Source organism: Pantoea sp. Pa-EAmG, assembly GCF_030024295.1.
Lineage (GTDB): Bacteria > Pseudomonadota > Gammaproteobacteria > Enterobacterales > Enterobacteriaceae > Pantoea > Pantoea dispersa.
In genome coordinates, this window is the sequence record NZ_JASEWO010000204.1 from 1 (window position 1) to 7,161 (window position 7,161).

Annotated in this window: 7 protein-coding genes; 5 read left to right on the top strand and 2 right to left on the bottom strand. The window is 58.9% G+C overall.

Annotation, left to right across the window (positions count from 1 at the left end; translation table 11 throughout):
• Window positions 1-229: 229 nt before the first annotated feature.
• The 5 genes from QMM04_RS19555 (at window position 230) to QMM04_RS19575 (ending at window position 4,534) form a co-directional block, all read left to right on the top strand.
• Entirely contained in the window at window positions 230-1,555 is a 1,326-nt protein-coding gene (locus QMM04_RS19555; RefSeq protein ID WP_282996806.1) for a PAS domain-containing methyl-accepting chemotaxis protein, read from the top strand.
• Window positions 1,556-1,648: 93 nt separating this feature from the next.
• Complete coding sequence (locus tag QMM04_RS19560; RefSeq protein ID WP_282996807.1) at window positions 1,649-2,872, top strand: SpoIIE family protein phosphatase; 1,224 nt, start codon at window positions 1,649-1,651, stop codon at window positions 2,870-2,872.
• 10 nt (window positions 2,873-2,882) lie between these two features.
• Window positions 2,883-3,434, top strand: a complete 552-nt coding sequence (locus QMM04_RS19565) for a SiaB family protein kinase (RefSeq protein ID WP_058774864.1) — start codon at window positions 2,883-2,885, stop codon at window positions 3,432-3,434.
• 6 nt (window positions 3,435-3,440) lie between these two features.
• Window positions 3,441-3,827 (top strand): DUF1987 domain-containing protein, encoded by a 387-nt coding sequence (locus tag QMM04_RS19570; protein ID WP_021507651.1) that lies wholly within the window; start codon window positions 3,441-3,443, stop codon window positions 3,825-3,827.
• On the top strand, window positions 3,824-4,534 hold the full coding sequence (locus tag QMM04_RS19575) for a GGDEF domain-containing protein (protein WP_021507652.1): 711 nt from the start codon (window positions 3,824-3,826) through the stop codon (window positions 4,532-4,534). Before QMM04_RS19570 ends, QMM04_RS19575 begins: the two co-directional genes overlap by 4 nt.
• Here the strand turns inward: QMM04_RS19575 and mrdA are convergent, their stop codons facing one another.
• Together mrdA and deoD are read right to left on the bottom strand one after the other, a co-directional pair.
• Window positions 4,535-6,424 carry a penicillin-binding protein 2 gene (gene mrdA / locus QMM04_RS19580; RefSeq protein ID WP_282996808.1) on the bottom strand — a complete coding sequence of 630 codons (1,890 nt, stop codon included), beginning with the start codon at window positions 6,422-6,424 and terminating at the stop codon, window positions 4,535-4,537. It abuts the gene before it with no gap.
• Between the two features lie 257 nt (window positions 6,425-6,681).
• On the bottom strand, window positions 6,682-7,161 hold a 480-nt coding region (deoD, locus tag QMM04_RS19585), incomplete at its 5' end, for a purine-nucleoside phosphorylase (protein WP_282996809.1).

Here is a 7,161-nt window from a genome sequence, read left to right on the forward strand (position 1 = left end):
TTCAATCCCCTGCTCTACCGACTGAGCTATCCGGGCAACGGGGCGCATTAAACCTTACTCGCGCCGTACCGTCAAACGCTTTTCGGTAAAAATCCGCTGACTGCTGCCTTTTGCAGCAACCGCCGGACCCGATGGTAAAAACCTGCGCAACCGGGTTATTTAGTGGTGAATTTTTAGCCACTCACGCCGATAACCGTGCTGACATCCCATAACCATAATAAGGTCCACCATGTTCAGCACTATTACATCGGGAATCCTGTCGCGCCTCGCGTGGCAGAAACGCAGTCACAGCAGCGCAACGCTTAGTTCGCTGCAGGAGGCCATCGCTATGGTTGAGTTTACGCCTGATGGTCACATCCTCACCGCTAACACGCTGTTTCTGGAGCGCATGGGCTACACGCTGGCAGAAATTGTCGGCCAGCATCACAGCCTGTTCTGCACGCCGGATATGGTGCAGTCGCCGCAGTATCGCGAGTTCTGGCAGCGTCTGAATCGCGGCGAAGGCTTCAGCGATAAGTTTTTGCGCGTGGCGAAGCACAGCCGTCCGATCTGGCTGGAAGCCAACTACGTACCGGTGCAGGATCGCCACGGCCGGGTGATCAAAATCGTCAAGCTGGCGAGTGATATCACCGCGCGCATCATGGATGCGCAGGAGCAGCGCGCCATGACCACCGCCATTGAGCGCTCGATGGCGGTGATTGCCTTCAACCTCAAAGGCGAAGTGCTGATGGCCAACGATAACTTCTTCAATACCATGGGCTATCGCGCTGATGAGATCATCGGTCGCCATCACAGCCTGTTCTGTCCGCCCGAAATGCGCACCAGCGAGGCCTATCGCCGCTTCTGGCACAAGCTCAATCAGGGTGAATATATCTCCGGGCAGTTCGAGCGCGTCAATAAGCAGGGCAACACCGTCTGGCTGCGCGCCACCTATAATCCGGTGTTTAACAGCGCCGGCGAGCTGTACAAAGTGGTGAAGTTCGCCACCGACGTTACCGCGCAGGTTGAAAAAAACCAGCTGGAGCGCGAAGCAGCGCAGCAGGCATGGCAAACCGCGCTGCATACCAGCGAAAGCACGCAACAGGGAGCGGCGGTCATTGAGAACAGCGTGCAGAATATCAATGCGCTGGCCAGCGAACTGCACGGTATTTCTGGTGATATCAATGATCTGAGCGACTCTTCCGATCGCATCGGCGCCATCGTGGAGAGTATCCGCCGCATTGCCGACCAAACCAATCTGCTGGCGCTCAATGCGGCAGTGGAAGCCGCGCGCGCCGGTCAGCATGGCCGCAGCTTCGCCGTGGTCGCCAGTGAAGTGCGCACCCTCGCAGCGAACATCAATCGCGCCACCAGCGAAATCGAGAATCGGGTGAGGCATAACCATCTGCTGGCGGATAAGGCGCAGAAAGGCATCGCGTCGAACCTGAAACGTGCCGATCAGGGCGTAGTGCTCGCGCAGCAGGCGGGCGGTGTGATTGCCGAAATTCGCGGCAGCTCCAGTGAGGTGGTGCGCGCCATCAGCCACGTCGCCGATGCACTAAAAGCCCCGCAGTAAGCGCCGTAGCGTGCACTGGCCGGCGGTGACATAAAAGTGTCATCGCCGTGCCGTAACCTAAGATTATTCCTAATCAACGCCAGACTCTTTCTCATGCAGCAGCCTGATTTCCGCACCGGGCTTAGCGCCCTGACGGGTCGTGCCCGCGCGCGTTCGCTGTGTATTGCGGTGCCGTTCGTCACGCCAGCGATGGACAACACGGCGGTAATGGCGCTGTTTAGCGAACACAAAGATTTGATTGGCCTGCCGGTGGTGGAAAACGGCACGCCGTTCGGCATGATCAACCGCCACATCTTTCTGTCGCAAATGACGCGCCCGTTCTTCCGCGAGCTGTACGATCGTAAAAGCTGTATCGCCTTTATGGATAAACAACCGCTGGTGATCGATGCCGAAACCGAACTCGATCGGGTCGCGCAGCAGGTGGTCGCCAGCGGGGATAAATCAGTAACCGATGGTTTTATCGTGACTGAACAGGGCCGCTATATTGGCATCGGTCTGGGTATCGACCTGATTCGTACCGTCTCCGATTTGCAGGCGCAGCAGCATCAGCAAATTTTACAGAGCATCGATTACGCGCGGGTGATTCAGGACGCGATGCTGGACCGCTCGCGGCAGCAGATGGCGCAGCAGCTGAGCGACTGGTGCCTGCACTGGCAGCCGCGCGATGGCGTGGGCGGCGACTATTACGCCTTTCACCGCGACGAGCACGGCTGGCTGGCGCTGATTGCCGACTGCACCGGTCACGGCATTCCCGGCGCGTTTATGACGGTGATTCTGCATGCGGCGCTGGAGCGTGCGCTGCAGCACAACCATCGTACGCCGTCTGCCCTGCTGCAGGCGCTTAACCGCCACATCAAACAAACCCTGGGCCAGCTTAACGCCTCGCAGCAGACCTCGCTGTCCAACGACGGCTGCGATGCGATTGCGCTGCGGCTGGAGACGGACAGCCATCAGCTGAGCTGGGCCAGCGCGCGCATGCACGCGGTGCTGCAGCCGGTACAGGGTGAAGCCGCCGCGCTGCAGGCCGATCGCGTCGGCGTTGGCTACACCGATACACCGCACGACTATTGCTGGCAGCAGCAGCAGCGCACACTGCAGCCCGGCGATGTGCTGCTGGTGATGAGCGACGGCGTGACCGATCAACCCGGCGGCGCGCGGCAGATTATGTTCGGTAAAAAGCGGATTCAGACGGTCATTGCACAACATAAAACCCTGCCGATGGCCGAGCTCTCCACGGCGTTTGCGCAGGCATTTCTTCACTGGCAGGGCAACCAGCCGCGACGCGATGACGTCACCTGGTTTGGCCTGCGTTATTAACGAGCCTCTTATGCATCCAGCTTCCACCGGCACGCACCTGCCGCCCGACAGCGTTGCGCTGCACTATACCGGCTTCTTTTCGCCGCAGAACATCACCGCGATGGGTGAAGTGATCAAAGTGTTTCTGGAAAACCAGCAGGCCCCGCTGAAAGTGCGCCGCCGGCTGTTCTCCAGCTTTGTCGAGATTGTGCAGAATATCCTGCGCTATTCGCAGGACAGCCGTACCCTGAGCCACGCCGAACAGCACTTTCGCTTTGGCACCGTAACGCTGCACGTGGATGGCGATAACTACGTGCTGGAGAGCAGTAATCAGGTCGAACAGGCCGCCTGCGAGCAGCTGCGCGACTGGCTCGATCTGCTGCGTACCATGAGTAACGACGAAATTAAGCAGGCCTACCGTGTCGGTCTGCGCACCGAGAGCCCCGCCACCAGCAAAGGGGCCAATATCGGTTTGCTGACGCTTGCCCGTGATGTCAGTGAGCCGCTGGAGTATGAACTGCGTCCGCTGCCCGCCAGCGGCTACGCCACGTTTTGGCTTAAAGCCACCATTCACCAGGATTGAGGTTGTATGCAAAACCTGATTATCGCTGCCACTGAGAGCACGCCCGAAGTGAGTTTTGATTTTGCCACCCGCCAGTTTGCGCTGCGCGGCGAGTCGTGGCCGGAGAACGCGGCGGCGTTTTATCGCCCGCTGCTGGATGCCCTTGAGCAGTGGCAACCCACCGACAACGACGCCGTGGTCGTCACTATCGCGCTGCGCTACTTCAACAGCTCCAGCACCAAAATGCTGTTCAGCCTGTTCGATCTGTTCAACCAGCTGGCGCAGCGCGGTCAGCGCGTCACGCTGAACTGGCTGTTTGATGCGGAAGATGACATCGCGGAAGAGTTTGGTCAGGAACTGGCGCTGGATTTTACCGATCTGCAGGTTAATCTGCAGGCGGAACTGGCGTCATGATGGACCTCAATGAGCTGTTCCGTGAAGAGAGCGAGGTGCTGAATCGCTCACAGCATGTGGCGGCGCAAAACACGCTGAGCGCGCAGGATTACCGCGAGGCGCTGCTGCACCTGAATCGCCACTATCAGCGCCTGATGCGCGAAACCTGGCGGCTGATCTCCCGCAGCGATCGCGCGGAGCGCGAGCTGAACCGCGTAAATGAGCAGTTAAACCAGCTGGCGCAGGAGCTGGAGTACAAAGCCAGCCACGATCCGCTAACGGCGGTGTGGAATCGCGGCGCGATTATTCAGCGCATCAGCCAGACGCTGGAGAGCGGCCCGGCGGCGCTGATCATTCTGGATATCGACCACTTCAAGAAGATCAATGACGAATACGGCCATCCGATGGGCGATAAGGTGATTTGCGGGCTGGTGACGCGCATTCAGGCGCACTGCCCGGCCGGCGCCAGCATTGGCCGCATCGGCGGCGAAGAGTTTACCGTGCTGCTGCCGCACTATCGCCTGTCCGACGCGGTGATTGTCGCCGGTGCGATCCACGCCTCGCTTAACGCCTCGCCGCTGGCGGTGCTGCCGCAGCAACTGGTGACCGCCAGCCTCGGCGTGAGCTACGGCAAGCCGGGCTCCGATTTCGACACGCTGTACAGCAATGCCGATGCCGCGCTCTACGATGCCAAACACCACGGTCGCAACCGGGTATTTTTCCGCTGATCAGTGCACCTGCGCGGTGCTGGCCGTCTGCATCGGCACGCTGCTATCCGGCGTCTGCAGGAAGATATGGTCGAGGATATTGCGCATCACCGGCGCGGCCGTAATGCCTTCGTTACCGCCGTTTTCCAGAATCAGCGCCACCGCCACCTGCGGGTTGTTAAACGGCGCAAAGGCGGTATAGAAAATGTGGTCGCGCAGGCGCACCGGAATCATCTTCGCGTTGTAAGTCTGGTTCTGCTTCAGGCTAAACACCTGCGACGTACCGGACTTGGCGGCGATGCCGTACGGCGCGGTATGGAAATATTTATAACCGGTGCCGTTAGGCGCGTTGGCCATACCAAACATGGCGTGGCGCACCAGCGACCAGTACGGTGATTTCGCATCGCCAATCTGCGGCTGGGGCGCGGTCGGCTGATAAACCTGCTGCCAGGTGCCGCGCTGTGCTTTAGCCAGCAGGTGCGGATTAATCACCCGGCCGTTATTGATCAGCGCCACCATGGCTTTTACCATCTGAATCGGCGTGGCTATCCAGTAGCCCTGGCCGATGCCCACCGATACCGTATCGCCCTGATACCACGTATGTTTATGCACTTTCTGCTTCCATTCGCGGCTTGGCAGCAGCCCGGCGTACTCTTCATTCAAATCGATACCGGTAGGTTTGCCGTAGCCGAACTGGCTGAGCATGCTGTGGATGCGGTCGATGCCCATCATGAACGCCACCTGATAGAAGAAGGTGTCGGCGGACTCTTCAATCGCTTTGGTGACGTCGAGCATGCCGTGGCCGGACTTTTTCCAGTCACGGTATTTGCGATCGGTGCCCGGCAGCGTCCAGGTGGGCGCGCCAAAGAAGGTGGTGCCCGGCGTAATCACTTTGCTCAGCAACGCCGACATCGCCATGTAGGGTTTTACCGTCGATGCCGGTGGATAAAGCCCCTGGGTAACGCGATTGATCAGCGGCAGGTTTTTATCCTGCAGCAGCGTTTTATAGGCTTTGTAGCTGATGCCCTTCACGAACGGGTTAGGATCGTAGCTCGGGCTGGAGACCATCGCCAGCACGCCGCCATCGTGCGGGTCCTCAATCAGCACCGCCGCACGCTGCCCGGCCAGCTGGCTCTCCACATACTGCTGCAGATGCAGATCCAGCGTCAGCCAGATGTTTTTTCCTGCTACCGGCGGCACCTCTTTCAGCACGCGCACGATGCGGCCGTGGTTATCCACTTCCACTTCCTGATAGCCGGTCTTGCCGTGCAGCAGGGATTCGTAGTAGCCCTCAATACCCTGCTTGCCGATGTTATGGTCGGCGGCATAGTTTTCGCCCACGCCCTCGGCATTGAGCCGCTTGTAATCATTGTCGTTAATCTTCGACACGTAGCCGACCACATGCGCCAGATCGGCGCCGTACGGGTATTCCCGATCCTGATAGGTATCAATGGTGACGCCGGTGAAGCGGAACTGATTGACCGAGAAGCGCGCCACTTCCTCGTCGGTGAGCTCGGCCTTCAGCTCCACCGGTTTATAGCGGCTGCTCTGCTTCAGTTCATGCTCAAAGGTTTCGATATCATCCGGTGTCAGATCGACGATAGGCGTTAGCGCCTTCAGCGTCGCCTGCATGTTGTCGATTTTGTACGGCGTGACGAGGATGTCGTACCAGGTGACGTTGCGCACCAGCGGGATGCCATTGCGATCGAAAATCAGCCCGCGCGTTGGCGCGATGGGGATCATTTTAATGTCGTTCTCGTTGGAACGCGTCTGGTAATAGCTGTGCTGATCCACCTGTAAGCGATACAGGTTGATGCCAAGAATGGTGAAGCAGATAACAACCAGGGCAAACGCCACCAGCGCGCGGCGCACAAACAGTTTCTCTTCGGCTTCGAAATTGCGGAAATTCATCAGGGGCTTAGTCTCTTCATTATCACGCTAATGATAGGGAGAGATCGCCGCAGAGCCAGCAGGAAGATGCACAAGCCTGGGTAAAAGTGTGTCAGATGTTTACGGTGGAGCGGCTACGTCAGGAATGCGGGACAGGGCGTTGACCGTTGCTCGATCGGTCCCCTCTCCCGCGCGAGGGCGTTAACCGTTGCTCGATCAGTCCCCTCTCCCGCGCGCGGGAGAGGGTTAGGGTGAGGGCGAAGGAAAACCGGGGAAAATCAATCCCCCAGCAGCACCGACTCCAGCGCGATCTTAATCATATCGTTGAACGTCGTCTGACGCTCTGCCGCGGTGGTTTGCTCGTGCGTACGGATATGATCCGACACGGTACAGATGGTCAGCGCTTTGGCACCAAACTCTGCCGCCACACCGTAGATGCCGGCCGCTTCCATCTCCACACCGAGGATGCCGTACTTCTCCATCACGTCGAACATCTGCGGGTCCGGCGTATAGAACAAATCCGCGGAGAAGATGTTACCGACGCGCGCGTCCACACCCAGCGCTTTAGCTGCGTCGACCGCGTTACGCACCATGTCGAAATCCGCGATGGCGGCAAAATCGTGATCCTTGAAACGCATGCGGTTAACTTTTGAGTCGGTGCAGGCGCCCATACCAATCACCACATCACGCAGTTTCACGTCTGCACGCACGGCACCGCAGGAACCCACACGAATGATCTTCTTCACGCCGAAATCGGT